This window comes from Escherichia sp. WS1451 (assembly GCF_046487365.1).
GTDB lineage: Bacteria > Pseudomonadota > Gammaproteobacteria > Enterobacterales > Enterobacteriaceae > Escherichia > Escherichia coli.
The window spans coordinates 213957-240426 of the sequence record NZ_JBJQJP010000006.1; the positions used below are offsets into that span (position 1 = coordinate 213957).

Sequence of the window (26470 nt, forward strand, 5' to 3'; positions counted from 1 at the left end):
CTATTACGCCGTTCTCGATATGAACACGAATGCCAGTTGCGGATAATAGAAATGATATTTAAATCTGTTTAGGCAAATCCCCGGAGCTTGAAATGAAAACTGTTTCGATAAAACATACTTACTGGGATATAGCTGCTGATATCTATTTCCCTGACGATTTTAATAGTGAAAAAAAGTATCCTGCCATTATCAGCGCCCATCCAATTGGAAGCTGCAAAGAACAGACATCGGGTAGTGTGTATGGTGCCGCCCTGGCAAAAGCTGGCTTTATCGTCATTGCTTTTGATGCCAGTTTTCAGGGAAGCAGCGGTGGAGAACCGCGTTATCTGGAAGATCCAACAATGCGAGTAAAAGACTTCAGCATTGTCGTTGATTATCTTACCAGCTTACCTTACGTTGATGCCGGGCGTATTGGTGTACTGGGTATTTGTGGTGGAGGTGGATATGCCATTAATGCCGCAATGACAGAACGTCGAATTAAAGCTATTGGTACTGTCACGGGTGCAAACTACGGGCGTCTTATGCGTGAGGGATTTACAGCGTTTAATCCTATCGGAGCACTCGAAGCAATGGCGCAACAAAGAACAGACGAAGCTAACGGCGCAAAACTTCGCGTAGATGATTTGCTCCCTTCTTCTCCGGAAGCAGCTCTTGAAGCGGGATTAACAGAAATAGACCTTTTTGAAGCAACAGAATATTATCGTTCGCCACGAGGCTGTGCACCTAATGGGGTAAATCGTTCGCTATTCTCACATCAGACTGTTGCCGTGGGTTGGGATGCATTTCATCTTGCAGAAGTCCTGTTAACTCAACCAATAATGGTTGTGGTGGGCGATAGAGTGGGCGCATTTGGTGCCTACCGTGACGGCTGCGAAATTATTGGCCGCGCTGCCTCAAAACATAAAGAGCTGGTCGTGGTTGAAGGTTATTCACATTACGACCTGTATGATAAGCCAGAACCTGTGAAACAGGCACTCGACAAATTAATTCCTTTTTATAAAACACATTTGTAATAATCTTACAGGGAGATTCCTTATCTCCCTGACATTTATCCTTTATTGACTACACAACAATAATAAAATTACTCAAAAAGAAATTTCATTAAAGAAACAAAAAAGCAGCAACTCAATTATTAAGATTATTAGAAACCCTTTGAAGGAATTATAAATAAAGCCATAAATCTTGGTTCCAAAGCTGGCAACAACTAACCTGTTAAAACATACGCATCAAAATCAGATAAACATTTGAGGTATTGTTATGACAAATAAACACCCATCATTGTTTTCTCCTTTTATGCTGACAGAAAAAATAAAGCTACGTAATCGTATCGTTATGGCTCCTATGACGACCTGGTCAGCGAATCCTGATGGAACCATCTCTGAGCAAGAACTCGAATTTTATAAACGTCGCTCACAAAATGTTGGTTTAGTAATAACAGGATGCACCTATGTCACGCCAAGCGGCATTGGGTTTACTCATGAATTTGCCGCGTATGACGACCGTTTCATTAACAGCCTTGAAAAGTTAGCAGCTGCAGCCAAAAGTGGCGGTGCTCCGGCTATTTTGCAGATTTTCCACGCCGGTAATAAAGCCATCCCGGAGCTTGTGCCAAATAACGATGTTATTAGTGCCAGCGCATCAAGCGTAAAATCTGGTGACTTTATGAAGAGAGTGGTACAAAGCAGGGAAATGACTGAAAACGAAATTCAGGAAACCATTAGAGCATTCGGAGATGTCACAAAAAGGGCGATTAAAGCAGGTTTTGATGGCGTTGAACTTCATGGTGCGCACGGATTCCTTCTGCAGAATTTCTTCTCCCCTCTATTTAACCAGCGTAATGACCGATGGGGAGGAGATCTCGAAGGACGTATGCGCTTCCCGCTGGCCGTATTACAGGAAGTAAAAAATGTAGTCTATGAATATGCGACAAAGCCCTTTGCTATCGGTTACAGAATATCTCCTGAAGAATCTGCAACAGGGGGGCTGCGGATAGAGGATACTTATAAACTCCTTGATCGGCTCATTTCATCCGGTATTTCGTATATACATACCTCACTGGTCAGTATTAACGATAGCTACCCTGTTGAGTCGCCAAATGGCCCCCGAACTATTGAATTGATTTTAAATCATATTGCAGGCAGAGTGCCGGTAATCGCTGCAGGTAAAATACGCACACCGTCTCAGGCTCAAGAAGCAATTTCCACTGGCCTGCCACTTGTTGCGATCGGTAAAGGGCTGGTGATAAATCCAGAATGGGTGACTTTAGCTGAATCAGGTAGAGACCATGAAATTCAAACAACCCTTAATCCACAACTTGTTCATGAATTAACCATTCCGGATAAACTATGGGATCAAATTCAGACATCGAAAGGAACTGGCTGGTTTCCGTTAATGGATTAAATATCTATTACTCTCCCGAGAGTAAAACTATCAAACCAATGAGTAACCGATACAGCCTCACAAATTCTTTCAGATAATTAACCCGTCACTGCGGCACGTTCTCTCGTAAGGCGTGCCTGCAGTGTAATCCAGTATGTATCCGGCATAGTTGACGGTTTAATAGAACTCAATTCCTCTCCCTGGTTACCTACAACGATATCTTGTATAACACCCCAGGAGATACGACATTACGATGAGATGCGATATGCTCCTCAGCGCCAATCAACGCCAGGGCTGGGCCAATCTTGAGATCAGACTCATTCCCGGAACTGACTTCAGGCGACATATATCAATGACGTTGGGGCAATAAAAGATAGCCGATGTAATACATCTATTCAAATTTGTGATACATGTCAAAAAATTGGTTGACCAAACTCGTTATTTATATAAGGGCACTTACGAAGTGCACTCTTTTTTAAAGCGAGGAAGTACCAATGAAAGAGAATAAAGTACAGCAAATCAGTCATAAACTGATTAATATCGTTGTTTTTGTCGCAATTGTAGAATACGCCTATTTATTTCTCCATTTCTATTAATAACGGCAATAAACTGTTCACTTCAGTGATATTTAAAATATGCATCCTCTCCCTTTTTTGTAAGTAATTATTATATCCGTGGGAGAGGAATATACGCTGTCAGGTAATCAATCAAACTGCGATAAATCATCGGCCAGTAAAGTGGAGATAGCCTCCATTCTCGAAAAATCCATACTCTCAGCGAAACCATCATCAATCACTCATCCAGGCGTTTATGGGAGCGTCGCCAATGGCTGCTAACAATTTCAGACTTCCCCGTTGCGGAAATTCCACATCCCACAAATAGTCACAGGGATTGGGTGTTGAAATGATCCGGATGAGCATGTATCTTTATAGTTATATTATAACATAACAGGTAAAAATGATGAAGCCCAATATCCATCCTGAGTATCGTACTGTGGTGTTCCACGACACCAGTGTTGATGAGTACTTTAAAATCGGCTCGACTATCAAAACAGACCGTGAGATTGAGCTGGATGGCGTAACGTATCCGTACGTGACAATTGATGTCTCTTCTAAATCGCACCCGTTCTATACAGGGAAGCTGAGAACAGTGGCATCAGAAGGAAATGTTGCACGATTCACCCAACGTTTTGGTCGTTTTGTTAGCACGAAAAAGGGGGCATGATGAAAGTCCTTAACTCTCTGCGTACCGCAAAAGAACGCCATCCAGACTGTCAGATTGTGAAGCGAAAAGGACGGCTGTATGTGATTTGTAAATCTAATCCACGTTTTAAGGCCGTTCAGGGTCGTAAGAAAAAACGTTGATTTAAAATTCGACGAATTAACGATATTTGTCTGATTAATAATCAAACCGGATTAATGTTGGTGTATTTATTACACCAGCATTAATTTTTCTGGGGATGTATCTTCCTGTTCATTTAAGGTCAACTGCCTGACGTTTCTCTCCGAATATTCCATTATATTAATGTTGACTTGTTGACCAGCTTCGCCCTGTATGCTGGCATCAACTCTATTTTAGACTGAACACGTCACTCAGTTTCCTCCCTTTGCGACGCAGCCTGCATTTACACTCAAACTGTTAAGATGATAAATGTGGTAAATCTGTTGGTACTGGCATAAAAACGTTTACGCCACAGGAACGGCCTGATCCATCGGTAACCCCATCGCCGACGTTCGAGTGCCAGCTAGAGTAACGCGCACAGATGACTGAATGCAGTGCCCTGGCAAAGAGGCCATCGTTCCTGTGACAACTGGCAGTCTTCGTTTAACTTCACTTAATTTGGCTCTTAGGGGGCTTACCGGACAGATGACGTACTTACACCTGTTTAATTTTTCATCACTTATTGGAATGAACACCCATAACCATTTTGTGCGGCATGTTAATCCATTAAAACACCTTACTGATTGGCAAATCATCTTTAATTATGACTTATGATAGTTTTATATTCCATTTCTTATCATTTAAACTTGTTTTTTTACTAGTCCATTACACAACACATTAAGACTATTCCTAACACCTCAGGGCAAAGTTCCTGGCTAATATAAAATGCAAGTAAGAATTGAACGTTATATTGCCAATAACCTTATGAAACTGAATGTCTTTTTCTTCTTATCAAAAAAGCAATATTTTCATTTTTTGTAAATATTGACTTAACCATGGAATTCATTTTCTGTTCACATATTGACACTCATCAGGAAAAAAACATAAATTTAAACCTAATCGAAATAATTAAAACTTAATCTCGTTTAACCTATATTGATATGTGCTACGTATCTTATTTACTTCCGATTTACTAAAGAAACTGAATGTACCTGTAAAAATTACAGGTTTGGAAAGTAGTGACATGGCAAAATGATTACAGCAGGGACTATGAGGTTAAAAACCATATGGAATGTCAAAACCGTTCTGATAAATACATCTGGTCTCCCCATGACGCCTACTTCTATAAAGGACTATCTGAACTGATTGTGGATATCGACAGATTAATTTATCTATCGCTGGAGAAAATCAGAAAAGATTTCGTGTTTATCAATCTCAATACGGATTCTTTAACTGAGTTTATAAACCGTGATAATGAGTGGTTATCCGCGGTAAAGGGGAAACAGGTCGTATTGATTGCGGCCAGAAAGTCAGAAGCCTTAGCAAATTATTGGTATTACAACAGCAATATTAGGGGCGTGGTATACGCTGGACTGAGTCGTGATATTAGAAAAGAACTGGCCTATGTGATTAATGGCAGGTTCCTGAGAAAAGATATTAAGAAAGATAAAATCACTGACCGGGAAATGGAAATTATCCGCATGACGGCTCAGGGAATGCTGCCTAAATCGATTGCCAGAATTGAAAATTGTAGTGTAAAGACAGTGTATACCCATCGGCGTAATGCAGAGGCCAAGCTGTACTCAAAATTATATAAGTTGGTTCAGTAAACTCCAGGCAAGTTAGTTTTAAAAAATGACTCACCGGGACTTCATGTCCTCAATTCAACTCGGGAAGAAAAGCAATGAAAAAAAAGGTTCTGGCAATAGCTCTGGTAACGGTGTTTACCGGTACAGGTGTGGCGCAGGCTGCTGACGTAACAGCTCAGGCTGTAGCGACCTGGTCAGCAACAGCCAAAAAAGACACCACCAGTAAGCTGGTTGTGACGCCACTCGGTAGCCTGGCGTTCCAGTATGCCGAAGGCATTAAAGGTTTTAACTCACAGAAAGGTCTATTTGACGTGGCTATCGAGGGTGACTCAACGGCTACCGCCTTTAAACTGACCTCACGTCTTATCACCAACACCTTAACCCAGTTGGATACCTCAGGTTCCACACTGAATGTGGGCGTGGATTATAACGGCGCGGCAGTCGAAAAAACTGGCGATACCGTGATGATCGATACCGCCAACGGCGTACTGGGCGGCAACCTTAGCCCGCTGGCTAACGGTTACAATGCCAGCAATCGTACCACCGCACAGGATGGTTTCACTTTCTCCATCATCAGCGGCACCACCAATGGTACCACCGCAGTAACCGATTACAGCACTCTACCGGAAGGCATCTGGAGCGGCGACGTTAGCGTACAGTTCGACGCGACCTGGACCAGTTAATCTCTCTGATGTACCAGCAGGGGTAGCCCCCCTGCTTTATTCCTGGACGGAATTGTTATGAAAAAGCACCTTCTGCCTCTCGCTTTGCTGTTATCCGGAATATCTCCGGCCCAGGCGCTGGATGTCGGCGATATATCATCGTTTATGAACAGTGACAGCAGCACGCTGAGCAAAACGATCAAAAACAGTACCGACAGTGGTCGCCTCATCAATATCCGTCTCGAACGGCTCTCTTCACCGCTTGACGACGGGCAGGTTATCTCAATGGACAAGCCGGATGAGTTGCTACTCACTCCCGCTAGCTTGCTGCTACCCGCCCAAGCCAGCGAAGTGATCCGCTTCTTCTATAAGGGACCCGCAGATGAAAAAGAGCGCTACTACCGCATTGTCTGGTTTGATCAGGCCCTCAGTGATGCGCAGCGCGATAATGCCAACCGCAGCGCTGTGGCCACTGCTTCCGCCCGCATCGGCACCATTCTGGTCGTCGCACCCCGCCAGGCAAACTACCACTTTCAGTACGCCAACGGCTCCCTGACAAATACAGGAAATGCGACGCTGCGGATCCTCGCCTACGGCCCCTGCCTGAAAGCCGCCAATGGTAAAGAGTGTAAAGAGAATTACTACCTGATGCCGGGCAAGTCGCGTCGTTTTACCCGCGTGGACACGGCGGATAACAAAGGACGGGTTGCACTTTGGCAGGGTGATAAGTTCATTCCCGTGAAATAGATAGCTGTGCAGATGGATAACGACAATGCCTTTACGACGGTTCTCCCCAGGACTGAAAGCCCAGTTTGCCTTCGGCATGGTCTTTTTGTTCGTTCAGCCCGATGCCAGCGCTGCTGACATAAGTGCGCAGCAAATAGGTGGGGTGATTATTCCGCAGGCCTTCAGTCAGGCGCTTCAGGACGGCATGAGCGTCCCGCTCTATATTCATCTCGCCGGTAGCCAGGGTCGCCAGGACGATCAGCGAATCGGCAGCGCTTTTATCTGGTTGGATGATGGACAGCTACGCATCCGGAAAATACAGCTGGAAGAGAGTGAAGATAACGCCAGTGTCAGCGAACAAACTCGACAGCAGCTGATGGCTCTGGCGAACGCCCCGTTCAATGAGGCCCTTACCATCCCCCTGACTGACAACGCGCAGTTGGATCTCAGCTTGCGCCAACTGCTGCTGCAGCTGGTGGTCAAGCGCGAAGCGCTGGGCACTGTACTACGCTCACGTAGCGAAGACATCGGGCAGTCCAGTGTTAACACCCTCAGCAGTAATCTGAGCTATAACTTCGGCATCTATAACAACCAGTTGCGTAACGGCGGGAGCAACACATCCAGCTATCTGTCGCTGAATAACGTTACTGCACTGCGCGAACATCATGTGGTGCTCGACGGCTCGCTGTACGGGATCGGTAGCGGTCAACAGGACAGTGAATTATATAAAGCGATGTATGAACGCGATTTTGCCGGTCACCGATTTGCCGGTGGAATGCTCGACACCTGGAACTTGCAGTCCTTAGGGCCGATGACCGCCATTTCAGCAGGGAAGATTTACGGCCTTTCCTGGGGAAACCAGGCCAGCTCCACCATCTTCGACAGCAGCCAGTCAGCCACGCCAGTGATCGCCTTTTTACCGGCGGCGGGCGAAGTACATCTCACCCGTGATGGGCGGTTACTAAGCGTTCAGAACTTCACCATGGGCAATCATGAAGTGGATACCCGGGGTCTACCGTACGGTATTTACGATGTGGAAGTTGAGGTCATCGTTAACGGTCGCGTGATTAGCAAACGCACTCAACGGGTCAATAAGCTGTTTAGCCGGGGGCGCGGCGTCGGTGCACCACTGGCGTGGCAGATATGGGGCGGTAGCTTTCATATGGATCGCTGGTCGGAAAACGGGAAAAAGACGCGACCAGCTAAAGAGAGTTGGCTGGCAGGTGCCTCGACCTCCGGCTCACTGAGTACGCTTAGCTGGGCGGCAACGGGATATGGATACGATAATCAGGCGGTGGGTGAAACCCGTCTGACGCTGCCGCTTGGGGGGGCGATCAACGTTAACCTGCAAAACATGCTGGCAAGTGACAGCTCATGGAGCAACATCGCCAGCATCAGCGCCACTCTACCTGGAGGCTTCAGTTCGCTGTGGGTTAACCAGGAAAAAACCCGCATTGGCAATCAATTGCGACGTAGCGATGCCGACAACCGTGCAATCGGCGGCACACTCAACCTGAACTCACTGTGGTCGAAGCTGGGCACATTCAGCATCAGCTACAATGATGACCGCCGTTACAACAGCCATTATTACACGGCAGATTACTATCAAAGTGTCTACAGCGGTACCTTTGGTACGCTTGGCCTGCGGGCCGGTATTCAGCGCTATAACAACGGCGACAGCAGCGCCAATACAGGGAAATATATCGCTCTCGATCTCTCGCTACCACTGGGCAACTGGTTTAGCGCAGGGATGACCCATCAAAACGGCTACACCATGGCAAACCTGTCAGCACGCAAACAGTTTGATGAAGGGACCATTCGCACTGTTGGTGCCAATCTGTCACGAGCCATCTCCGGCGATACCGGTGATGACAAAACTCTCAGTGGTGGGGCGTATGCACAGTTCGACGCTCGCTACGCCAGTGGAACGCTGAACGTCAATAGCGCGGCGGACGGCTACGTCAATACCAACTTGACCGCCAATGGCAGCGTCGGCTGGCAGGGTAAAAACATTGCTGCCAGCGGTCGGACTGATGGCAACGCTGGGGTGATATTCAACACCGGGCTGGAGGACGACGGTCAGATCAGCGCCAAAATCAACGGACGGATTTTCCCGCTTAACGGCAAGCGTAACTATCTCCCGCTCTCTCCCTATGGAAGATATGAGGTGGAGTTACAGAACAGCAAAAACTCACTCGACAGTTACGATATCGTCAGCGGTCGCAAAAGTCATCTGACTCTCTATCCAGGCAATGTCGCTGTCATTGAGCCAGAGGTGAAGCAGATGGTTACCGTCTCCGGTCGTATCCGTGCGGAAGACGGCACACTGCTGGCTAACGCACGGATTAACAACCATATCGGCCGAACCCGAACCGATGAAAACGGCGAGTTTGTCATGGACGTGGATAAGAAATACCCCACTATCGATTTTCGCTACAGTGGCAATAAAACCTGCGAAGTGGCACTGGAACTCAATCAGGCGCGCGGTGCAGTCTGGGTCGGTGATGTGGTCTGCAGCGGCCTCTCATCGTGGGCGGCGGTGACGCAGACAGGAGAAGAGAATGAGAGTTAACCTACTGATAGCGATGATAATCTTTGCGCTAATCTGGCCTGCAACCGCGCTCAGAGCGGCAGTGAGCAAAACAACCTGGGCGGATGCTCCGGCACGCGAGTTTGTGTTTGTCGAAAACAACTCAGACGACAACTTTTTCGTCACTCCTGGCGGGGCGCTGGATCCGCGCCTGACCGGTGCCAACCGCTGGACCGGTTTAAAATACAATGGTTCAGGAACCATCTATCAGCAAAGCCTCGGCTACATTGATAACGGTTACAACACCGGCCTTTATACCAACTGGAAGTTTGATATGTGGCTGGAAAATTCACCAGTTTCATCTCCTTTAACTGGCTTGCGCTGCATCAACTGGTACGCTGGGTGTAATATGACCACCAGTCTTATCCTGCCGCAAACCACCGACGCCAGTGGATTTTATGGCGCGACGGTGACCAGCGGCGGCGCGAAGTGGATGCACGGCATGTTGTCAGACGCGTTTTACCAGTATCTGCAACAAATGCCCGTCGGCAGCAGCTTTACAATGACCATCAATGCCTGCCAGACCTCTGTGAACTATGATGCCAGCAGCGGCGCACGCTGTAAGGATCAGGCCTCCGGCAACTGGTATGTTCGCAACGTCACCCATACGAAAGCAGCAAATCTGCGGTTGATAAATACCCACTCGCTGGCGGAAGTATTTATCAACAGCGACGGAGTACCGACTCTGGGCGAAGGGAACGCCGACTGCCGGACGCAAACCATCGGCAGCCGTTCAGGATTAAGTTGTAAGATGGTTAACTATACCCTGCAAACAAACGGACTCAGCAACACCTCAATCCATATATTCCCGGCGATCGCCAACTCGTCGTTAGCCTCGGCCGTCGGGGCGTACGATATGCAGTTCAGTCTGAATGGCAGTTCATGGAAACCGGTGAGCAATACTGCCTATTACTACACCTTCAACGAGATGAAGAGCGCAGACTCGATCTATGTTTTCTTCTCGAGCAACTTCTTTAAGCAGATGGTGAACCTGGGGATCAGCGATATCAACACCAAAGATCTATTCAACTTTCGCTTTCAGAACACCACATCACCGGAGTCTGGCTGGTATGAATTTTCTACCTCCAACACGCTGATTATCAAACCCCGTGATTTCAGCATCAGTATTATCTCCGATGAATATACTCAGACACCGTCGCGGGAGGGATATGTTGGCAGCGGCGAGTCGGCACTCGATTTCGGCTATATCGTAACCACCAGCGGTAAAACAGCTGCCGACGAAGTGCTGATCAAGGTGACCGGACCCGCGCAGGTGATTGGCGGGCGCTCCTATTGTGTCTTCAGCTCCGATGACGGTAAGGCGAAAGTACCGTTCCCGGCGACACTTTCCTTTATTACCCGCAACGGAGCTACAAAAACCTACGATGCCGGGTGCGATGATAGCTGGCGGGATATGACCGATGCGCTGTGGTTGACCACACCGTGGACTGATATCTCTGGCGAAGTGGGGCAGATGGATAAGACCACAGTCAAATTTTCGATTCCAATGGATAACGCCATTTCGCTGCGTACGGTAGATGATAACGGCTGGTTTGGCGAAGTCAGCGCTTCAGGAGAAATTCATGTTCAGGCGACGTGGCGTAACATTAACTAAGGCCCTGCTGACAGCGGTCTGTATGCTGGCGGCACCTTTGACACAGGCGATTTCGGTCGGCAATCTGACATTTTCGCTGCCGTCCGAGACTGACTTTGTCAGCAAACGTGTAGTGAATAACAACAAAAGCGCGCGGATATACCGTATTGCCATCAGTGCTATCGATAGCCCGGGCAGCAGTGAATTGCGCACCCGACCGGTGGATGGTGAACTGCTTTTCGCCCCCCGCCAGCTGGCGTTGCAGGCTGGTGAGAGCGAGTATTTTAAATTTTACTATCATGGTCCACAGGATAACCGCGAGCGCTACTACCGGGTCTCATTTCGCGAGGTCCCCACTCGCAACCAGACAAGACGTAGCCCAACCGGCGGCGAGGTCAGCACAGAGCCGGTGGTGGTGATGGATACCATTCTGGTAGTACGACCACGTCAGGTTCAGTTTAAATGGTCCTTCGACCAGGTGACAGGAACGGTAAGTAACACCGGCAACACGTGGTTTAAGCTACTGATTAAACCAGGATGTGATTCGACCGAAGAGGAAGGCGACGCCTGGTATCTACGTCCGGGAGACGTGGTTCATCAGCCTGAGTTACGTCAGCCGGGGAATCACTATCTGGTCTATAACGACAAATTCATTAAGATTAGCGATTCCTGTCCGGCTAAGCCCCCTTCGGCGGACTAAGACTTATCCATCAGACGAGGGAAGAATTCCACCTCAGAGACTCAAAAATCGTTTAAATGATGTGGAAGCGATCGTCAATGTCACCTGTAACGATGAGCTTTCTCATATGCACACCACAGTGTTCAGGAGACACGGAAAGGTACCAGGCGGCCTGCTAACGAGTGGTTTCTTCACGAATTAGGACGTAAAATCGGTAACGGCTGGAAATCATTCAATACTCACACTATCGAAAGTACACCAGCCAACCGCGATACGTCCCTGCATACGACGTACCGCAGTTCTCTTTACGATTTATAGCTGTACTGGTGAATTATGAGCAATCTGAATCCATGCATGACGTGTGGTGCCTGTTGTGCATTTTTCCGCGTCTCTTTTTACTGGGCCGAAGCCGACGATGCTGGCGGTACCATTCCCGCCAGGCTTACTGAACAAATATCCCCTTTTCACCGATGCATGAGCGGTACCAATCAGAAAAACCCCCGATGTATTGCCCTTGCAGGAACACCGGGCAAAAATGCCTGTTGCACGATATATAAAAATCGATCGTCCACGTGCAGAGAATTCGCCATGTCTGGTGAGAACGGAGTCGTCAATGAGGCTTGCAATCGTGCAAGAGCTAAATACGGGCTGACACCGTTATAAATATGCAATAATTAATTGCACTGCCCCGCCAGCTATAATCGCGGGGCCTCGTTTTTCAGGGATAACAAACCCCGAAACTTCTTCCATCTGCCAGCAACAATGCCTCTTCCTCTATAGTGTTCTCCGGATCTACAGCATCCTGAAGTAGCGCGATGTACTCACTGGCTATCTGCCATCAGAAAGTTAAAAACAATGTTTTTAACCTATAAAAATGGCGCTGTATTTGCGCCATTTTTATCATTCAATGCATTATCTGTTTGAGCCTAAAGGGATCTCAGGGTCTGGCTCATGAGTAATTCTGTTTCGTAAATCTCTGCGAATAATTTCAATGGACCAGAACCAGACTAAATGTCCAAAAATTTCAGAAACATTCTCATACCACGGGAGATCAAACAGAGGTGGCGTCAGTCCCATGAGAGGGAATGAAATCATATGAACAAAAAGTTGGGCTAAAGCACCTGCCAGTAAGCCCTGCCAGAGTTTAATTTTTGGAAATACTTCAGCGACCACACAATAACCGACAGCAAACACTATCGAAAAGATAATGTGCGTAACACCAACCCAGTTAAAGACATGCCCGGCAAAGGTATAAACAGCCGCATTGGGATCTGTCAGCCCCAGCCAGTCTCGAAGAAAAATATACGGAGGATTGAGAAAATTACGGGAGCAATCAATTTGCCCAGCAGCCCTGATTAATGATTCCGGACCACACGCTGCATTAAACATATCCACCGGGCTACGTGGCGGCAATGGAACTTCAGCCCCCCACTTCACAAATGCGGAAACAACGCCAGCAATCAGCCCAATGAATGCAGCAAGACCATAACGTCTGCGGTTCGGTGGAGTTTGTTCAAATATATTCATATTTACCCTGTTTGTTTAATTATGTTGTACACCTCTTCAGGAGTATTCATAAAACAAGGCAAATGTAAAGAACTGTATTGTTTTGTATAACCACATGGTTACCTAATCGCCAATTAATATAAGCTCCATTATTTCTCCATATTTTTATGTTAGAAGTGACAAGGAGAAATGTAATGTTTCTCTCAGAGAATATAAATCATTCCTTTTGCCCACCTTAATGGTGGGCTTTTTTATGCAAAACCTGAACGTCCTGTGGTATTCCTCTGGCATAATGATTTTCGCGATTAACCAACAACCAGACCAGCAAAGACGCCACCACAAGCACAGCAACATCCATCAGGCTTGCCACACCCCATATGTGCGGCTCAAAGCCGCCATGGCATATTAATCCGCTTGCCATTTTCGAACAGCTGATTGGTTTAGTCCGGTGTTTCCCTGCTTGCACTTAAAAATGAGCGGATGGGAAACTCTCGAAATGGTTCGTCGATATGCTCACCTTTCAGTCAGGCATTTCACCGCGCACGCGAGCAAAATCAAAGGCACAAGAGGAGAACGTAGTTTACTTAAATGTGAGATAACTTATTGATTTAAATGGTGCCGATAATAGGAGTCGAACCTACGACCTTCGCATTACGAATTATAAGAATCCGATTCTAATTCAAAGCATTACCCCATCAACACTGCGCTCACACGTCCCGCCACATCAAAACATGTAAAGCCTTGCAAGCCATTGCGAGGCCTTATGTGTCTCAGTTTTGTCCCACCTTGTATTACGACTTGCATAGCCAATGAAGATAAATGTGACGACAAACGGCGCAGCAGTCTTCTTTTCTTTCATACTTTCCCACACTCGGCTTGCATACCTTTCTGCCATAACTGTAGTGAATGTCTGTTATGAGAGAGAGGCGGAAGTCCCCCACTTTATAAGTCAGTTAATGGAGAAATTACTAGCAGCGGTGTACTTGGAACAAGTTAATGGATTATAATGATAAATTAAGCATCGTTATGATTTGAAATACTTAATTATGCTAATATTGATGGAAGCAATGAATTTTAAGACATGCATAGAGTTATAAAATGATAGAATTAAATCCACTTTCTTTTTCTGAATATGACTTGAACGAAATATTGAATGCCAGTCAAGATAATAAGTTAGTTCTTTTTATTGGTGCTGGTTTTTCTAAATTCAGCGAAACGGAATTAATAAAAATACCAACCTGGAGGGAGTTAATAAATGAGCTAAAAGACGACTTAGGATTGTCTGAAGAAAATGATTATTTAAAAATAGCCCAACTTTACTTTCTTCAATACGGACAAAACTCTTATGTTAAAAAAGTCAAATCAATAATTAGAGATTTGAAACCAAGTCTTTTTCATAAGATGCTATTTGAATTAAACCCCCACTATATAATTACAACCAACTGGGATAGTTTGCTTGAAAAAACTGCACAAGATATAGGATTGGCTTATGATTTAGTTAGTTCTGACGTGGACCTGGCACAAAGTCATTTGGACAAGAAAATTATAAAGATGCATGGGGATTTTCGACAGAATAATTTTGTTTTTAAAGAGGATGATTACTTACAGTACAGCCAAAATTTTCCACTTATCGAAAATTTTATAAAAGGAATTTTCTCAACAAACACTGTTGTGTTTTTAGGATACTCTTATAGTGATTATGATTTAAAACAGATTGTTTCATGGGTTACAACTATATCAAAAGCAACACCAAGAAAATATTTGCTCCAGAAAAATCATGATGCAGCCCAGGCTCTTTACTTAAGAAATCATGGGATATCCTTGTTGACACCGATGAATACTGACATTAGCTATCATGATCTTTATTCAAAATTTTTCAGTGATTTCAAGCTTGTTAAAAACCAAGATGAGTTTATAAAGAGGACCCTGATCTATACTGAGTCAAAGGTAAAAAAAATAGAAGATGACCTGAGAATGTCTGATTTTGATAAAAATAAATTGAAGAATGATATTCAATGTATTGTAACAAAAAAAATAAATAAATATGTTGATAGCAAACTAAAAGCATTAACACAATACAAAGTATTGCTCCCTGAGCAGATCAGTAAAAAATTAACTAATAGTACCATTGATTATGATAAATCTGGGGTTAAACTAACCTCCCACAATAATATTTTGACGACTGATTATGACGAGTATAGCAGGAAAATAAATAGCATATACCTTAATGACATTTTGAGTAAAAATACTCACTTAAAAAAGACATTCTCATCAATTTTGGAAAAGGCATTTATAAATACAGTTAGTTATGACTCGAAACTGTATGAGGTGATTAGTTCTTCAGAATTAGAGTCTGAGCTATACAATAAGATTTCTTTCGCTTATTCAAAGGATAATGCTGAAATACTTCTTATTAACAAGGAATATGGCAAACTTCTCGATATTCTTATTTCGAAAGTAAAGCTTCATCTTAATGAGAGAAACTATATTCTCGCCACCATTCACATGTCTAATTTTGATTATGCTTACAGGATGTTGAAGTCGGATTTACACTGTAACGGTAAGGACATTGATGAAGATTGTAAATCAATAATGGAAAGCCATACTCCATTTGAGTTTAAAAGTAAAATAATTGATTTTCCACGGGGGGTGCAAAGTGAGTTACAAGAATTAGTAAAGATGCTTGAATTTAATGAAATATACAAAGCTTACTATCGATTTGACGTTGAATCGAAGAAGAATTTAGGGTACTCACAAATAAGAAAGAGTGGTGGAATAGCATTTTCCAATGATGAATTTAAAACAAGAGCGAAACTGTACCCTTATGTGTATTTCATTTTAGGCAACGAAATTTTAATTGAAGAATCTAAAGAAGTTAAACAATTTTTCGAATTTAATATTCTTAGTAGCCTCGAACACTATCTATGCGAAGATATATTCTATGTTAATAGAATCGATCTATTTATGTTAATAAAATACTGCGAGACAGAAAAACTCAAAAAATTTTTAAGTAAAGTAATAAAAGACAAAATAATAATCAGCACCAGCAAACTTGACAAAAGAGAAGTTCGCCATATTAAGAAATATTTACTCAACTCTCTCGAAAATATATGCAACCTGATTAGGTTGAAAAATAAAAATTTTATTCATACCACTTCAATAGATCGATGGACCAATAATTTATTGATTATATTAGGATGTGTTCCGTGGAGTTCAAACCAGTTAAAGAAAATAATAAATGGCTTACTTCCTTTGTTAGAAGGCAGAACTAATAACATAAATATTTATGAAAACATACATAATCTTCTAGCTGTGAATGAGTTTTTGTATCAAAAATCCCATGATGATATGTTAAAAATCCTGGATGTAATACTTATAAAAATCAATACAGGAGAGTTAAATGGTTATGACCAGCATGTAATTAACTCCAATATCTTACGAAACATTTACATATTATCAGAGAATCATAATTACGAATACAAAAACACTGAACTATTAACATTAGCGCTAACAAAAATACAATTATTTGATGATGAGTGGAAAAGATTCATCACTAAGAGTTTATTATTGAACATCAAAAGGATTGGCTCTCCTGAGGTCGTTGACATTATAGACAAGTTTATTAACAGTAATATTTTAAACCTACCACTGGCAACAGTAAGCGATATTATGGAATGTTTGCATTTAGTCGCAAGCGGATGTGCCATGCCTGATCAATTTCTTGAGGTTATTAACAAATTTGTTTCTGAAAACATCCCAAACAAATTAGGCGAGTTAGATTTCATTACAGCTGGTGTAGAAAGTGATTTTCCTAACTTAATTAAAAGCCTTATAAAGAATAGAGGCTTTGTTGAATTTCAAGACACATTGGACATATTCAATGAACGAATGCAATCTCTAAAAAAATAAAGCCACTGAGATAGGGCTGCTCTCTGTCAATTACCGCTCTTGGCACATAGCAGCCCTAGAAATGGTGACGTATAGTCATAGATGGTCGGTGGCAGGAGATGCAAATCATCTCATACAAAAATACGTAAAATCAATAACGGCTAGAAATTATTCAACACTCGCACTATCGACATTTCACCAGCTAACCGTAGCACGTTCTTGCATACGACGTGGCTACGGGTTTCGAGACCGACCCGATCATCAAACGAAACATAAAATTAGCTCACATTATGAGGAAAGGTATCTTTTTGCGCTATGTAAATTCAAAGGGTTAGCCTCATTTTCCCGATGGCTTTCTCAACACTACTAGTTGTGAGCCCTTGCAATGTTCATTAATATACGTCTCACAAATAATTCACAGATATTGCAAAATGGATATTACTGAGTTTCCTTCTGGAGTAATTGAACACCTTGGCTGGTATGTATACCGATTGATTGATCCTAGGGACGGAAGCACCTTCTATGTAGGGAAAGGCAAAGGTAACCGCGTATTTGCCCATATGCGCGGTGAAGTGGCAGCGGCTGATGATGACGAGTTACTGAGCAACAAGCTAAAGCAAATCAGAGAAATAAGATTAGCGGGACTTGAAGTTATCCATGTCATCCATCGACATGGAATGACTGATGAAAAGACGGCGTACGAAGTTGAAGCAGCACTTATTGATGCCTACCCTGGGTTAACGAATATCATGAATGGTGCTGGCAGCAATGAATTCGGCGCCGCGCATGTCAAAGAATTGATAGCAACATATCAACCCGAAAGCATAACATTTCATCATAAAGCATTAATGATTTCCGTTAACAGAAGTGCAAAGGATTCAGAGCTTTATGATGCGGTTCGATTTAGCTGGCGCATCAATGCCTCGCGCGCCAGTCAAGCAGAAGTCATTCTTGCCACTGTAAGGGGCATCGTTCGAGGGGTTTTTATTGCTGATAAATGGCTCAAATCAACACGTGAAAATTTCCCTACGATGAAATACTGGGACGAGGATCCTGACTTTGAGGCAACACAAAGTTCTCGCTATGGTTTTGAAGGTCGAGAAGCCCCACCTGAAATAGCAAATCTTTATCTTGGAAAAAAAATACCAGATGAATTAAGAAAAAAAGGAGCTATGTCCCCGGTCCGTTACTCACCTAATTTTTGAGTATTCAATTGATAAGATTAAACCGCAGCACGTTATTGCATACAACGTGTCTGCGTTTTCAACTCCGCCAGCCCCCCCCAATCATGATTGGACAGCACTTGCAAAAAAAAGAAATTAGTATTCTCAGCAGGACACCGGTCAGATAGTGCGGCAGATCAATGTCTGGTGAATATTGATGACCGCTGCCCGCTGATTCTATTGCCGAAACTGTACGGGAAAAGATGTGGCAAGATATTGTTGGTAAAAAATTCTCAGTGACTTTATGCCAGCAAATCAGTTTACCTGGCATCCAGTATCGTGTGCGGTGGATAATGTCAAAAAACATGGGGAGTCGATTAAACAGGTATAATCGTTAAAAACCTTCAAACTCTAGGCAAAACCCTATTTCATAGAACATGTACTTTCATCTGGTATACATGAACGAATTATGACTGCGTTAGTAAAATTATCTTGGTTAAATTACAGGCAGAGATATATGTTCCAGTCCAGTGTTTTTTCGTTTACAATATTTATCTTTCATTATCACTTGACTTTATTAAAAGAGGTTCGTTGTGACGAATGTTTTTGGGAAGAGAATATATACTCTGGATGTTCTGAGAGGATTTGCCGCACTTTCCGTTGTGTTATGGCATTGGCAACATTTTTTTATGAAAAAGAATGCTGCATCTGACATAATCATAAACCGCCAACCTTTTTATGATTTTTTTTCCGTCTTTTATCATTACGGTTTATATGCTGTCGAATTGTTTTTTATGATTTCTGGATTCATATTTTTTTATCTATACGCTGACAATATACACAGCAATAAAACCTCAGCAAAAACTTTTATAGTTAACCGTGTCAGTAGATTATATCCACTTTATATATTTACATTTGCTGTCGTGGCAATATTACAAATTATTTTCTTTAAAAGTCATAATTATTTTTTTGTTTATCCTATGAATGACATTTACCATGCCATTCTGAATTTATTGATGATTCAATCATGGGGATTTGAGCGAGGTTGGTCCTTCAACGCCCCGACATGGTCCGTGTCGATTGAAGTACTTATGTACATGATATTTTTTATATTATGCAAGTTCACATCAAAAACAACATTCATATCAATTTTAATAGTTGCATTGTCGTACTACTTTTTCAAAATTAACAATCCCATAATGATCGGCGCATTCTCTTTCTTTATTGGTGGTCTGACCTATAAAATTACGATTGCTGTCATAAAAAATATTAGCGCAAAGTTATTTTTTATTTTTGCTTGTGTTTTTCTATTGATCTCATGGGGAGTTATCTTTACCCTGCAAGTAGCAGATATATTCTCAATTATCTTATTCGGATTTACCTCCATAATCTTTTTCCTTGTGTCAATTAGCGCAATACGAAACGATTTTGGGAAAAAAATTGAATGGTTGGGTGATATCAGTTATTCATCCTATCTTTTACATTTTCCTTTGCAAATCATTGTTGTTTATTTAGCTGACAAGATTGGCTATGGACGCGATCTTTTTTACAGCCCCAAGGTATTCATTTTATTCATGCTTACATTAATGGCAATTAGCTATATGTCATATATATTCATTGAAAAGCCATCGCAACAATTCATCCGAGATAAATTTCATTAAGTAAAGTCACTTTGCAATGATTAGAGTCAACAACTATTACTTTGACTCTAATCACACTGCAGTTTATCCGTATGCTCTATATTCATAAAAATCGACATCAATATATAGAATGGAAATAAACGAAACCGCGTCACATCCTCAATATAGAAGCGTTCAAAGCCTTGCAAACCATTGCGAGGCTTTATGTGTCACAGTTTTGTCCTACTTTTATTACACAAAAAGAATTGAGTTACAATTAAACCGCTTCTCCTCAACAGATTTTATTCAGCGAAGCACGGTTCATCCGGCCACTCAATATCCGGTGCAATGCTGGTATCTGTTGCCGTCACAGCCTCGATATAATCCAGCACAACGTTAAGTCGGGTAGTTTCTTCTTGCGTCAGTTTGCGCCCGGCCTGCAGCTTTAACTGAATCACGCTGATATTGGCCATTGCTGCGTCTATCAGCGACTGTTTTTTCTGTTCAGCGTCAGCTACCTGTTCATCATGAGAACGTTCCGGAGGGAGCGGCGCAGTAAATACCCCGTCTGAATACGCCCAGCCAATTCCGGGCTGCTCACTGATATCAGAAATATTAATGAGCTGCAGATTATCCGGCACAGTGAATTCATCCTCGCCATCCCAGACAATGACATTCACAACCATCCCATTTTCAATAACTGCATATGACGCATTCATTATGCAAACTCCTCGATAATACAAACCCCAGCAGCACCTTTCCCGCCTGTCATACTGGTTCCGCTATAACCGGCATCGTATGCGCCACCGCCACCTGAACCATATGCCTTACCACTAACACCACCGCCAGCGCCTGCGCGTCCACCGCCCCCCCAGTACGATGTTCCGCCTTCACCGCTGACGCCGATATTTCCGGACTGACCGTCGCCTCCATTTCCACCAATGATGTTGATACCGCCAGTACTTGGCACACCGCCGTTACCACCGTTCGTGTTTGTGACTCCTGATTTTCCACCACCTTCACCACCAGGGGCTATTACCGATCCGAACGAGCTATCACCGCCCTTGAAGCCGTTCGTCGCACTAACGCCGCCGGCCCCACCTGCGCCAATAGTGACAGGATAACTATCCTTCGTCAGGATCAGCGTGGTGATTACTGTCCCACCTGCCCCGCCGCCAGCACCGAAAAACGTTTCATTATTGGATATAGCCTTGCAGCCGCCCCCTCCGCCACCGCCGCCCGTTATTGTGACCCTGATCCGTTTTGTTCCTGGCGTCGGGGTGTACGTACCTGATGACGTGAAAACCCGGGTATTCACCCAGCGTCCCACGTATCCGCTTGTATCTCCCAAACCAAGGTTTTGAAGAGCCGTTTTCACCGTGCCGTCCGATTTGATATCGCCAAACGGATTTTTGCGACTTAACAGCAGCGCACGAAGCGCGGTAAGCAGCTGGTCATGCCGCCCCTTCTCCAGGCTGGCACCGGATGCCTCCACCACGCTGCAGAGCTCTTCCTGCAACATGTCAAAGTAGTCATCATCCAGATCGGTGGCAGGCGTGCCTGTCTGGGGGTTACCACGGGTAAAACCGTTCTTACCCGCGCCGAACTTATCCTTTTGCGCGGTTTTCGTGTCTATACGATGCATGGATTACTCCGGATATTTAAAAATTACGTAGGTATGCGACGGGCAGAGTTTGTTAAGCACGCACTCGATAACGGTGTCCCCCCAGATACGCAGTGCGGAATCGCAGGGATCGCCACATGTCATCCAGGTGGTGTTGGTGGCAGCTGGCATATTGACCTGCCAGTAATACCGCCATTCCGGCGCATTCACCTCGTCAGTACAAGCCGATGAGCAGGTGAACGTGCTTTTGTCGTATCGCGTGATGGTGGCATCTGGTCTACCCAGGGCAGCAAGCTGCGCAAGGTAAAAATCCTCATTGATGCCGCCCGCCAGGTTAACCTTCGCATCCAGCCGTTGCTGACGCTGGCTAAGGGTCTGTGTCCCTGCGGGAATACATTCATCCGGCAGACCGCACAGACGCTCCCAGCGGTTTATCAGTTCAGTGGTGGTGCGCGGATCCAGCTCCCGCATCAGGGCATCCGCACGCTGATGAACGCGGGTTAATGACGGTGCCGCACCGGCAATCGCCGGATCGCTGGCTGACCACGCCGGACCGGGGGGCAACAGTGCCGACAACAGACGGATGTAATCATCGTTTGTCACGTCCATGAAATCGTCCCCAGTACCGCCAGTTCATTTTTTGCAATGGAGATATTGTCCGCCGGTGCAAGCAACTGATGGCTGTATTCCCCGTTCGCACCGGAAATCGCCTCACTGATACGCGACACCTTCAGTTCTCCCTGCGGATAACCATCACGCAGCAAGAACGAACGCAACTCCGCGGTGATGGCAGCCCGTATTTCCGGTGTGTCCGGCGTCACGCGGATATGAAAATCCACTTTATGCGCCACCGGCCTGAATACATACAAATCAGAGCCTGCCACCGGGGCCAGTGGCTCGATATGTTGTCTTGCCGCCGTTTCCGTTGACTCTTCCGGAATGGGATTAATCAGGTCACTGCTGGCAATCATCACACCGACAGTCCCCGTTCCCATCCAGTGTCGGTATGTCCATGCGCGGGTAATGCCGGGCACTTCTTTAGCCCAGACGACATAGTCCCCGTCAGCCCCGCCCTGAGGCGTCCAGTAATACCGCTCAATGACGCGGGCGCGCCACGTTTCCAGCTCTTCAGTATCAAATCCGCCTGTCAGGGTGTCAGCCACACCGGAAGACGGCAGACCATTCACCGGCGTGACCAGGATTAATGCCGTACCGTCGTCAGCGTTACCGACCGCGCCTGTAGTTGAGCAAGTGATCGGCACACGCAGGACACCACCGGAGCTGGTTGCATCGGCAGTTGCCGTGTACTGAACCAGGTCATCGCGCTGAATCACGCTCCCGGCAGTCACCTTCAGGCCATCGCTGACACCTTCCCAGCGCATATACCCGCTGGCAGCCGTGGCCCCCTTGCGCGGACACCGTTTCATCGCAGCATGTCGCGCCAGCCAGGACTCATCGCACAGGTCAGGCAGCATATTCATTGCCAGATAATCGATGTACCCGTAAACCGTATGCAGCGCCGCCGCATACACCTTTGCCCGCACGTCTTCATCCATGCGCCGGAGCGTGTCGCTGACGTCCAGCCTGGCGAATAAATCGTTACGGAGCATACTGATATTTTCTGCCAGCGTCGGGCGCTGAAATTCACTGTCCGCCATGCGTTATCGCACTCCACAGATCATCAAAAGAAATCATTACCGGTCCGTCACGACGCCAGAGAGTGATACTGTTACCCAGTTCATTAATCCCGGTGCGGCGGATATCCAGATCAATACGGGACACCACGCCGTCATCAATCATCCATTGCAGGCATTCGCGGATATACCCCCTTACCGTCTGCACCAGCTGATTGGTCAGTTTGCTGCGCTGAAGCAGCCACAGTCGGGAGCCGTAACGGTCATTCTGTACCGCAGGCCAGGTATCCCCCCACCATCCCATCGGGACGTCGGCATTGTCATCAGGCTCCGCCCGCCGCCAGGTGAACAGGGAAATCACCACGGCGCGGGTCAGCGGATCCAGCGGTGCGCTGGCGCAGGTGCGTTTACCGTTCACCGTCAGCCACAGTTCCATCATGCCTCCATCGCTTTATCAGGTTTGTCGGTGTTACTGCCCTGACCGTTCTCTCTGTGACGATGCCCGTTATAAGCAAGCCGCATCGCTGACATGGTGGTGCCGCCGGAGTCGCACAGGTCTTTCACCTGTCCGGTCACTTCAAGGTCCATTTCAAAACGTGCTTCAGGTGCATTGCGAAACGTGATCGTTTTACCTGCACCGTCCACCACGATCCCCTCCCGGGTCAGCATCACGGACTGCCCCTGATCGTCATAGACAGCCACCTCACCCGTCTGCAGCCCTTTCAGGCGGTAGCGCCGGTCCGACACCGTAACAACTACCGCATGAGAACGGTCGCCATCCGGAAACAACACCACCGCTTCTGCACCGCTGTTTGCCCTTGCGGTAAAACCGTAGGGTTCAAGATGCTCAACCCCGGCTTTGGGTTCACCGGCAATCAGGGACACATCCACGGTCTGACATTTCGTGGCGGCACTGATGCTTTTCACCACGGCCCGCCCAATCAGGCCGAGGAGTTGTCGCTGCATGGCTTCAATCGTCCTCATCAGAACGGGTCCTCCTGTACTCTGGCTTTTTTCTTTTTCCGCGCGCCGGGGGCTTCGGGTTCAGGCAGATAAGCATCAGGCGGGCCGACACGGATTTCCGTCAGGGTGCCGTTCTGGTCCTGAGTAAACGTGACTTCCGAAACAAGCAGTTCGGTATTATCGAAACCACAGACCGGATCGAAGACAATCACCCGCTGGTTGGGCTGCCACAGCGTACCGTTACCCTGTCGCCAGCCCTGCACCACATAGGTGGTTTCATCCGTCCGTGCCGCCCGTTGTCGGGCTTCAAAGTCAGCACGGGCAATACAGCCTGCCCCCGTAGCCTGCCCTGTCTGCCTGATATACATCGGACGGTAACGGGCAATAAATGCGTCCTCTGTGCGGGCCCGCAGCGCGGTGGTGGTAGCCTCACCGAAATCATCGTCGTTTCCGGCACGCTGCCCCGCCACCTGGTAAACTGAAAACCGCTCCCGGATACTCTTCTCCGTATCGCAGGAAAGGATGTTTTCCCCGAGTACCAGCGCGGTATGTGCCCGCGTTGAGCCAATACCGCCAATCACCAGCCTGCCGTGCGGGTCGTCGTAAGCCAGTGCCTGCTGCTGACCGAGTATTTTGTTGATCACCTCAATCACCGTTTCGCCGTGATCAGGCTGGACATCAGGAATAACACCCGACGGCGCGCCGCTGTTCACCACCTCAATGCCGAAAGGCGCTGCAAGCGCCTGCGCAATCTGTACCAGCGATCGTCCGTTAAACTGTGTCGGTTCGGCTGCACAGTCAATCAGGTCAGCGGTCAGACTGCGTCCGGCAATACCGGTGCTGATCGAACGGGCATCGTAACGAACGGGAGTCGCCTCCACCCAGCCGGTGATCACCAGCTCATCACCAATCAGCACTTCCACTTTTGAACCGTTTTTAATGCGCGGCTGAAGCGTGGTGATACCCTCATCTCCCGGCCACTGGCGGGTGATCTCCACACTGAAATCCCGCGCCAGCCGTTCAATACCGGCACCGATGCGCACCGATGTCCAGCCATTCCACTCCCGGCCATTTACCCGTAGCGTGACGTTATCGTTCATTGCACTGGCACCTTCAGAGGGATCACCGGCACAAAGCCGGGATGCGTAATGGCATTACGCCGGATAATGTCCGCGTCACGCGCCGCGTTATCAAACCAGGTCGCCGCCAGCACCAGCGCGGGTAAAACCTCATCCGGTGTGCGCTGAATGATCCGTGCAGACTGTTCAAGGCGCGTGTTGATATCCGCATTCAGATCTGCTTTCACCCGGCGCAGCGCCAGAAACAGCGCATCACTGGTTGTACGGGACAACTCCTTCTCAATTGCCGTATTCAGTGTGTCGCGAATGTCGGTCAGTTCTTCCCACGTTGGCAGGTCAACCGTGTTTTTCACCGCCGGTGCATTGTTCAGTGCCGGATGCGTGACGGAAGGCCAGCCGGTGCTCTGCGCGGGTGTTGTTGACTGCCCCACTGCGGAATTCTGCATCACTGCGGAAGTTGTTGGTGCAGGCAGCCGGGTGACGGCATACGCCGCTTCGCTGATTGCGGTCGTACGAAGGGTGCTGGCAACCACGTTACGCTGCTGCATTGCCGTGGCGGTGGTTTTACTGTCCGTTTTCCAGACACCGCGCGGTTGCAGATCGCTGCCGAGGCTGACACCGGAAAGCGTTTTGATCATGGTGACCAGGTCGCTGGCGTTACCATAAAGGCGCTTCCCGGTACGCCACATTTTCTGCACCTGCTCAACGAAATTTTTGCCTGACGATGGCGGCGGCAGAAGTACCGAAATATCTCCCTGCAACAGCCTGGCGGCATCCGATACAGCAGAATCCACCACTTTCATCGCATCAGAAACATACCCCAGCATTGTGCCGGCATTACCGATAACGTCGTTCTGCACGAAATCCGCCACGCCATCGATACTGAAACCGCTGAAGCTGTCACTGATGCAGTCATCCAGTGCAAAACAGGATGACATCAGCGTCTGCGCCGTCGCCGCACCTGATGTGGGGTAAGAGAGTTCTCCCGCTTCGACAAACTTCAGGTCAAAGCGGACAATACGCCCTTCACTTTTCGATGTGCTGACCCGAACTTCCCCGTCAACACAGACTTTCAGCTCACCGTATGTCGGATGGACAAGCGTGCCGGGACCGGGTTTATTCAGCGCATCAATCAGGCGATCGCGCTGGTCAAAGCAGTCATCTCCCACCACATAAGCCGTGATGGACGGGCGGAAAGTGACTTTTCCCAGATCTTCAGTATAGGGCTTGTCGCGGTTCGGGTATTCGTGTGTTTCCACACGGCGACCGGTTCCCGCACTTTCTTCTTCAACTTTAAACGGTACGCCGCGAAATGACGCATCCTGAAGCCTGTCTTTCCACGTCATATAAGTCCCATATTTATTATCAGTAGTAATATTTACTGGTAATGCCATA

At 46.4% G+C, this 26470-nt stretch carries 24 protein-coding genes and 4 pseudogenes; 16 read left to right on the forward strand and 12 right to left on the reverse strand.

From position 1 onward, the window contains the following. Positions 1-92 precede the first annotated feature (92 nt). From ACJHX7_RS10790 to ykgO, 5 genes are all read left to right on the forward strand, one after another. Positions 93-1013 carry an alpha/beta hydrolase gene (locus ACJHX7_RS10790; RefSeq protein ID WP_000860025.1) on the forward strand — a complete coding sequence of 307 codons (921 nt, stop codon included), beginning with the start codon at positions 93-95 and terminating at the stop codon, positions 1011-1013. A gap of 244 nt (positions 1014-1257) precedes the next feature. Beyond that, positions 1258-2400: an NADH-dependent flavin oxidoreductase gene (locus tag ACJHX7_RS10795; protein ID WP_000182338.1), complete on the forward strand. Its 1143-nt coding sequence runs from the start codon at positions 1258-1260 to the stop codon at positions 2398-2400. Between the two features lie 473 nt (positions 2401-2873). Further along, entirely contained in the window at positions 2874-2975 is a 102-nt protein-coding gene (ykgR, locus tag ACJHX7_RS10800) for a small membrane protein YkgR (protein ID WP_000662258.1), read from the forward strand. A 364-nt stretch (positions 2976-3339) separates the two neighbouring features. After that, entirely contained in the window at positions 3340-3603 is a 264-nt protein-coding gene (locus ACJHX7_RS10805) for a type B 50S ribosomal protein L31 (RefSeq protein ID WP_000803998.1), read from the forward strand. Next, the gene (gene ykgO / locus ACJHX7_RS10810) at positions 3603-3743 is read left to right on the forward strand and encodes a type B 50S ribosomal protein L36 (protein WP_000866436.1); all 141 of its coding nucleotides are present in this window, start codon (positions 3603-3605) and stop codon (positions 3741-3743) included. The genes ACJHX7_RS10805 and ykgO overlap by 1 nt, the downstream gene beginning before the upstream one ends. Before the next feature lie 34 nt (positions 3744-3777). Here ykgO and ACJHX7_RS10815 read toward each other — a convergent pair. Beyond that, positions 3778-3952 (reverse strand): annotated as a pseudogene (locus ACJHX7_RS10815) (hypothetical protein). Between the two features lie 874 nt (positions 3953-4826). On the opposite strand from ACJHX7_RS10815, the gene ecpR reads away from it, so the two are divergent. The 7 genes from ecpR (at position 4827) to ACJHX7_RS10850 (ending at position 12262) form a co-directional block, all read left to right on the forward strand. Next, entirely contained in the window at positions 4827-5369 is a 543-nt protein-coding gene (gene ecpR, locus ACJHX7_RS10820; protein WP_000389022.1) for an ECP biosynthesis operon DNA-binding transcriptional regulator EcpR, read from the forward strand. 74 nt (positions 5370-5443) lie between these two features. Continuing rightward, positions 5444-6031, forward strand: a complete 588-nt coding sequence (ecpA, locus tag ACJHX7_RS10825; protein ID WP_000730982.1) for a common pilus major fimbrillin subunit EcpA — start codon at positions 5444-5446, stop codon at positions 6029-6031. Between the two features lie 57 nt (positions 6032-6088). Next, a complete protein-coding gene (ecpB, locus tag ACJHX7_RS10830) occupies positions 6089-6757 on the forward strand; it encodes a fimbrial chaperone EcpB (RefSeq protein ID WP_000716409.1) in 669 nt (222 codons plus the stop codon). Between the two features lie 25 nt (positions 6758-6782). Continuing rightward, a complete protein-coding gene (ecpC, locus tag ACJHX7_RS10835; protein ID WP_075861850.1) occupies positions 6783-9308 on the forward strand; it encodes a fimbrial usher EcpC in 2526 nt (841 codons plus the stop codon). Then, a complete protein-coding gene (gene ecpD / locus ACJHX7_RS10840; RefSeq protein ID WP_001265646.1) occupies positions 9298-10941 on the forward strand; it encodes a fimbrial adhesin EcpD in 1644 nt (547 codons plus the stop codon). The genes ecpC and ecpD overlap by 11 nt, the downstream gene beginning before the upstream one ends. Beyond that, positions 10910-11620 carry a fimbrial chaperone EcpE gene (ecpE, locus tag ACJHX7_RS10845; protein WP_001307601.1) on the forward strand — a complete coding sequence of 237 codons (711 nt, stop codon included), beginning with the start codon at positions 10910-10912 and terminating at the stop codon, positions 11618-11620. Before ecpD ends, ecpE begins: the two co-directional genes overlap by 32 nt. A 312-nt stretch (positions 11621-11932) precedes the next feature. Next, entirely contained in the window at positions 11933-12262 is a 330-nt protein-coding gene (locus ACJHX7_RS10850; protein ID WP_001303809.1) for a YkgJ family cysteine cluster protein, read from the forward strand. 249 nt (positions 12263-12511) lie between these two features. On the opposite strand, the gene ACJHX7_RS10855 is transcribed toward ACJHX7_RS10850, so the two are convergent. Both ACJHX7_RS10855 and ACJHX7_RS10860 read right to left on the reverse strand, forming a co-directional pair. Further along, positions 12512-13126, reverse strand: a complete 615-nt coding sequence (locus ACJHX7_RS10855; protein ID WP_001019920.1) for a YagU family protein — start codon at positions 13124-13126, stop codon at positions 12512-12514. Between the two features lie 214 nt (positions 13127-13340). Continuing rightward, positions 13341-13526 (reverse strand): hypothetical protein, encoded by a 186-nt coding sequence (locus ACJHX7_RS10860; RefSeq protein WP_000146241.1) that lies wholly within the window; start codon positions 13524-13526, stop codon positions 13341-13343. Between the two features lie 23 nt (positions 13527-13549). Between ACJHX7_RS10860 and ACJHX7_RS10865 the strand changes: the two are divergent. The 4 genes and pseudogenes from ACJHX7_RS10865 to ACJHX7_RS10880 form a co-directional block, all read left to right on the forward strand. Further along, positions 13550-13704: pseudogene (locus tag ACJHX7_RS10865) on the forward strand (integrase); the annotation flags it as partial. A gap of 499 nt (positions 13705-14203) precedes the next feature. Further along, on the forward strand, positions 14204-17014 hold the full coding sequence (locus ACJHX7_RS10870; RefSeq protein WP_104698912.1) for an SIR2 family protein: 2811 nt from the start codon (positions 14204-14206) through the stop codon (positions 17012-17014). 410 nt (positions 17015-17424) lie between these two features. Beyond that, positions 17425-18198 carry an LEM-3-like GIY-YIG domain-containing protein gene (locus ACJHX7_RS10875; RefSeq protein WP_097496764.1) on the forward strand — a complete coding sequence of 258 codons (774 nt, stop codon included), beginning with the start codon at positions 17425-17427 and terminating at the stop codon, positions 18196-18198. 551 nt (positions 18199-18749) lie between these two features. Further along, positions 18750-19817: an acyltransferase family protein gene (locus tag ACJHX7_RS10880; protein ID WP_097496765.1), complete on the forward strand. Its 1068-nt coding sequence runs from the start codon at positions 18750-18752 to the stop codon at positions 19815-19817. 260 nt (positions 19818-20077) lie between these two features. Here the strand turns inward: ACJHX7_RS10880 and ACJHX7_RS10885 are convergent. The 9 genes and pseudogenes from ACJHX7_RS10885 to ACJHX7_RS10925 form a co-directional block, all read right to left on the reverse strand. Beyond that, positions 20078-20410, reverse strand: a pseudogene (locus ACJHX7_RS10885) (tail fiber assembly protein); the annotation flags it as partial. Positions 20411-20493: 83 nt separating this feature from the next. Continuing rightward, the gene (locus ACJHX7_RS10890) at positions 20494-21105 is read right to left on the reverse strand and encodes a glycine-rich domain-containing protein (RefSeq protein WP_323712284.1); all 612 of its coding nucleotides are present in this window, start codon (positions 21103-21105) and stop codon (positions 20494-20496) included. A gap of 12 nt (positions 21106-21117) precedes the next feature. After that, positions 21118-21420 (reverse strand): annotated as a pseudogene (gene stfP / locus ACJHX7_RS10895) (protein StfP); the annotation flags it as partial. 3 nt (positions 21421-21423) lie between these two features. Next, a complete protein-coding gene (locus tag ACJHX7_RS10900; RefSeq protein WP_410231577.1) occupies positions 21424-22008 on the reverse strand; it encodes a YmfQ family protein in 585 nt (194 codons plus the stop codon). Continuing rightward, positions 21999-23057, reverse strand: a complete 1059-nt coding sequence (locus ACJHX7_RS10905; protein ID WP_000785313.1) for a baseplate J/gp47 family protein — start codon at positions 23055-23057, stop codon at positions 21999-22001. The genes ACJHX7_RS10900 and ACJHX7_RS10905 overlap by 10 nt, the downstream gene beginning before the upstream one ends. Next, positions 23044-23469, reverse strand: coding sequence for a phage GP46 family protein (locus ACJHX7_RS10910; protein ID WP_000424732.1), 426 nt, complete (start codon positions 23467-23469; stop codon positions 23044-23046). The genes ACJHX7_RS10905 and ACJHX7_RS10910 overlap by 14 nt, the downstream gene beginning before the upstream one ends. Further along, positions 23469-24017, reverse strand: coding sequence for a phage baseplate assembly protein V (locus tag ACJHX7_RS10915; RefSeq protein WP_001259075.1), 549 nt, complete (start codon positions 24015-24017; stop codon positions 23469-23471). Before ACJHX7_RS10915 ends, ACJHX7_RS10910 begins: the two co-directional genes overlap by 1 nt. Beyond that, entirely contained in the window at positions 24017-25096 is a 1080-nt protein-coding gene (locus tag ACJHX7_RS10920) for a phage baseplate assembly protein (protein ID WP_100774577.1), read from the reverse strand. The genes ACJHX7_RS10915 and ACJHX7_RS10920 overlap by 1 nt, the downstream gene beginning before the upstream one ends. After that, entirely contained in the window at positions 25093-26421 is a 1329-nt protein-coding gene (locus ACJHX7_RS10925) for a DNA circularization protein (RefSeq protein ID WP_137555385.1), read from the reverse strand. The genes ACJHX7_RS10920 and ACJHX7_RS10925 overlap by 4 nt, the downstream gene beginning before the upstream one ends. Between the last annotated feature and the right edge of the window lie 49 nt (positions 26422-26470).

Coding starts and splice junctions, on each gene's coding strand:
- ACJHX7_RS10920 (WP_100774577.1), bottom strand. CDS start 25,096: ATGAACGATAACGTCACGCTACGGGTAAATGGCCGGGAGTGGAATGGC.
- ykgO (WP_000866436.1), top strand. CDS start 3,603: ATGAAAGTCCTTAACTCTCTGCGTACCGCAAAAGAACGCCATCCAGAC.
- ACJHX7_RS10875 (WP_097496764.1), top strand. CDS start 17,425: ATGGATATTACTGAGTTTCCTTCTGGAGTAATTGAACACCTTGGCTGG.
- ykgR (WP_000662258.1), top strand. CDS start 2,874: ATGAAAGAGAATAAAGTACAGCAAATCAGTCATAAACTGATTAATATC.
- ACJHX7_RS10855 (WP_001019920.1), bottom strand. CDS start 13,126: ATGAATATATTTGAACAAACTCCACCGAACCGCAGACGTTATGGTCTT.
- ACJHX7_RS10910 (WP_000424732.1), bottom strand. CDS start 23,469: ATGGAACTGTGGCTGACGGTGAACGGTAAACGCACCTGCGCCAGCGCA.
- ACJHX7_RS10905 (WP_000785313.1), bottom strand. CDS start 23,057: ATGGCGGACAGTGAATTTCAGCGCCCGACGCTGGCAGAAAATATCAGT.
- ecpD (WP_001265646.1), top strand. CDS start 9,298: ATGAGAGTTAACCTACTGATAGCGATGATAATCTTTGCGCTAATCTGG.
- ACJHX7_RS10795 (WP_000182338.1), top strand. CDS start 1,258: ATGACAAATAAACACCCATCATTGTTTTCTCCTTTTATGCTGACAGAA.
- ACJHX7_RS10870 (WP_104698912.1), top strand. CDS start 14,204: ATGATAGAATTAAATCCACTTTCTTTTTCTGAATATGACTTGAACGAA.
- ACJHX7_RS10900 (WP_410231577.1), bottom strand. CDS start 22,008: ATGGACGTGACAAACGATGATTACATCCGTCTGTTGTCGGCACTGTTG.
- ACJHX7_RS10925 (WP_137555385.1), bottom strand. CDS start 26,421: ATGACGTGGAAAGACAGGCTTCAGGATGCGTCATTTCGCGGCGTACCG.
- ACJHX7_RS10850 (WP_001303809.1), top strand. CDS start 11,933: ATGAGCAATCTGAATCCATGCATGACGTGTGGTGCCTGTTGTGCATTT.
- ecpA (WP_000730982.1), top strand. CDS start 5,444: ATGAAAAAAAAGGTTCTGGCAATAGCTCTGGTAACGGTGTTTACCGGT.
- ACJHX7_RS10805 (WP_000803998.1), top strand. CDS start 3,340: ATGAAGCCCAATATCCATCCTGAGTATCGTACTGTGGTGTTCCACGAC.
- ACJHX7_RS10790 (WP_000860025.1), top strand. CDS start 93: ATGAAAACTGTTTCGATAAAACATACTTACTGGGATATAGCTGCTGAT.
- ecpR (WP_000389022.1), top strand. CDS start 4,827: ATGGAATGTCAAAACCGTTCTGATAAATACATCTGGTCTCCCCATGAC.
- ecpB (WP_000716409.1), top strand. CDS start 6,089: ATGAAAAAGCACCTTCTGCCTCTCGCTTTGCTGTTATCCGGAATATCT.
- ACJHX7_RS10915 (WP_001259075.1), bottom strand. CDS start 24,017: ATGAGGACGATTGAAGCCATGCAGCGACAACTCCTCGGCCTGATTGGG.
- ecpC (WP_075861850.1), top strand. CDS start 6,783: ATGCCTTTACGACGGTTCTCCCCAGGACTGAAAGCCCAGTTTGCCTTC.
- ecpE (WP_001307601.1), top strand. CDS start 10,910: ATGTTCAGGCGACGTGGCGTAACATTAACTAAGGCCCTGCTGACAGCG.
- ACJHX7_RS10860 (WP_000146241.1), bottom strand. CDS start 13,526: ATGGCAAGCGGATTAATATGCCATGGCGGCTTTGAGCCGCACATATGG.